Consider the following 2,997-nt stretch of genomic DNA (forward strand, 5'->3'; position numbering starts at 1 on the left):
GGCGGGGCGGGCGGGCGGCGGGGCGGACGCTGTTCAGGCGCGGATCTCCACCGTGGTTCAGGCGCGGATCTCCACCGTGCCGACCGCCTTGTCGTGCAGGCCGCGGGTGTCACGGTCCCAGACCAGGGCGGGCACCAGCAGGCAGAGCAGCAGCGTGCGCAGCAGGATCTGCGGGATGGTGGCCCGGCCGCCGTCCAGGCGGACCACCCGCAGGCCGAAGATCCGCTTGCCGACCGTGAAGCCGGCCGTGGCCAGCAGCAGCACCGTGACGACGTAGAACAGCGGGGTGGTCCACAGGTTGGCCGCCGCCTGGTCACCGCGTGCGATCAGCCCGTACGCGACCAGGCTGACCAGCCAGCCGTCGACGAACAGCGCGCCGATCCGGCGGCCCGGCCCGGCGATCGAGCCGGGGCCCTCCTTGGGCAGGCCGAGGCGCTCGCCGCGGTACCCGAAGTCGGCGCCCATCCGCTCGGCGGCGGCCTTCGGCCCGTCGATCCACGATCCCAACGCTTCTCTGGTATCCACGAATCCACAGTATCCGGACCGGTCGGGCGATCTTCGGCACCCTCCCCCCGCAGGGGTGAATCCGTGTCGCCCGGCCCCCGCAAGTGGTCTGGACCACTCATGGGCCACCGGGCCGCCGGAGGCTGCGATTTGTCCGAAACCGTACGACTTTGCCGCCCGGTGGAGCGGTCCGGTTAACATTCAGGAAACGGTGGAGTCACCGGCCGGAAACGGCCCAGCTCTAACGTGAGCCGCCCTAGGGCGCCACCAGACCGCACGCTGAGGAGGATGGATGTTCACCAACGCCGACGAGGTGAAGCAGTACATCGCCGACAACGACATCAAGTTCGTCGATGTCCGGTTCTGCGACCTGCCGGGCGTCATGCAGCACTTCTCGGTACCCGCGGCGACCTTCGATCCGTCCGAGACCCTGATGTTCGACGGCTCGTCGATCCGCGGCTTCCAGGCCATCCACGAGTCCGACATGGCACTCGTGCCGGACCTGGCGACCGCCCGGCTGGACCCGTTCCGGACCGAGAAGCACCTCAACATCAACTTCTTCATCCAGGACCCGATCACGGGCGAGGCCTACAGCCGCGACCCGCGCAACGTGGCCAAGAAGGCCGAGGCGTTCCTGGCCTCCTCCGGCATCGCCGACACCGCGTACTTCGGCCCGGAGGCCGAGTTCTACGTCTTCGACTCGGTGCGCTTCGAGACCAGCGCCAACGCCTCGTACTACCACATCGACTCCGAGGCCGGCGCCTGGAACAGCGGCTCCGCCGAGGGCGACGCACGCGGCTACAAGGTCAAGTACAAGGGCGGGTACTTCCCGATCCCCCCGGTCGACCACTTCGCCGACCTGCGCGCCGAGATGTCGCTGGAACTGGCCAAGGCGGGGCTGGAGGTCGAACGCCAGCACCACGAGGTCGGCACCGCCGGCCAGGCCGAGATCAACTACAAGTTCAACACCCTGCTGCACGCCGCCGACGACCTGATGCTGTTCAAGTACATCATCAAGAACGTCGCGTGGCGCAACGGCAAGACCGCCACCTTCATGCCCAAGCCGATCTTCGGCGACAACGGCTCCGGCATGCACGTCCACCAGTCGCTGTGGACCGAGGGCTCGCCGCTCTTCTACGACGAGCAGGGCTACGCGGGGCTGTCCGACACCGCCCGCTACTACATCGGCGGCCTGCTGCGGCACGCCCCCTCGCTGCTGGCCTTCACCAACCCGTCGGTGAACTCCTACCACCGCCTGGTGCCCGGCTTCGAGGCCCCGGTCAACCTGGTCTACTCACAGCGCAACCGCTCCGCCGCGATCCGGATCCCGATCACCGGCTCCAACGCCAAGGCCAAGCGCATCGAGTTCCGCGCGCCCGACCCGGCGTCCAACCCGTACCTGGCCTTCGCCGCGATGCTGATGGCCGGCCTGGACGGCATCAAGAACAAGATCGAGCCGCTGGAGCCGGTCGACAAGGACCTGTACGAGCTCGCGCCGGACGAGCACGCCGCCGTCCCGCAGGTGCCCGCCTCGCTCGGGGCCGTGCTGGAGGCGCTCGAGGCCGACCACGAGTACCTGCTCGCGGGCGGCGTCTTCACCCCCGACCTGATCGAGACCTGGATCGACTTCAAGCGCACCAACGAGATCGCCCCGATCGCACTGCGCCCCCACCCGCACGAGTTCGAGCTGTACTACGACCTGTAGGGGCGCCTCCGACCTGCGGAAACGTGATTCGATCTCTCATCGTTTCCGCAGGTCGGCAACGCTCTGAGCTGTGAAAACGCCAGGCCGCCGACACGCTCCGAACGCTCTGCGGCTCGCGATGTGAACTGAGTGCACCGGGTTCGATCTCGGCAGGAGTTCTGTGTAGCGCCTCTCACGCGTGGGCCCACGAACCGCGGGCGGTGCACTTGTGTGCCATCACGTGGCATCACTGACAGGCCGTCAGGAGTAACACCCGACGCGAGGAGGCTTGCCACCCCACCGGGTACGCCCCGCCTCACCGCTTCCGACACCCTCTCCTCTCTCCCACCCGCCACCCGTTGAGCGCTCCTCGCAGAAACCCGCCGCCGCCGACCCCGGCACATCACCGCACCGACCGGGCACGCGGACTCACAACCCGCCGCCCCTGACGCGCAAACCCCCGGCTCTCCGGATACGAGAGCCTGCAGCGAACACCACTCGCCCCCGGAGCGGGCACGGACGGAGTGCTTCTCCCTGTCGAGAACGCCACATTCCTCGTGATGGTGGAGGCCCCACAGCTAGCGGAGGGGCCTGGGGTCATCGGGTCGCTCGCACGAAGGGTGCTGCCCCCGTGTCTCCCTGGATGCCGCCGAGGTTCTGCCTCGTGGGCATGACCAAGCGCAGTTGTATGGCGGGTCGGTCCACGGCTGGCGGTCCGCATCGAGGGCCGTTCTCTGTTCATCAGCAAGTGTTCTGACGATCAATCATGTAAGAAGCCGTTGTCGTACCGATAGCGACGGGCGTGTTTC

2 protein-coding genes are annotated in these 2,997 nt (G+C 67.9%); one reads left to right on the forward strand and one right to left on the reverse strand.

Annotated elements, in window-relative coordinates:
• Nucleotides 1-57: 57 nt before the first annotated feature.
• Nucleotides 58-525, reverse strand: coding sequence for an RDD family protein (locus AA75_RS26700; protein WP_033822818.1), 468 nt, complete (start codon nt 523-525; stop codon nt 58-60).
• Nucleotides 526-796: 271 nt separating this feature from the next.
• Here AA75_RS26700 and glnA point away from each other — a divergent pair, with 271 nt between their 5' ends.
• Complete coding sequence (gene glnA, locus AA75_RS26705; RefSeq protein WP_033822819.1) at nt 797-2,209, forward strand: type I glutamate--ammonia ligase; 1,413 nt, start codon at nt 797-799, stop codon at nt 2,207-2,209.
• Nucleotides 2,210-2,997: the final 788 nt, after the last annotated feature.

Origin of the sequence: Kitasatospora sp. MBT63, from assembly GCF_000710465.2 — a bacterium.
Classification (GTDB): domain Bacteria; phylum Actinomycetota; class Actinomycetes; order Streptomycetales; family Streptomycetaceae; genus Kitasatospora.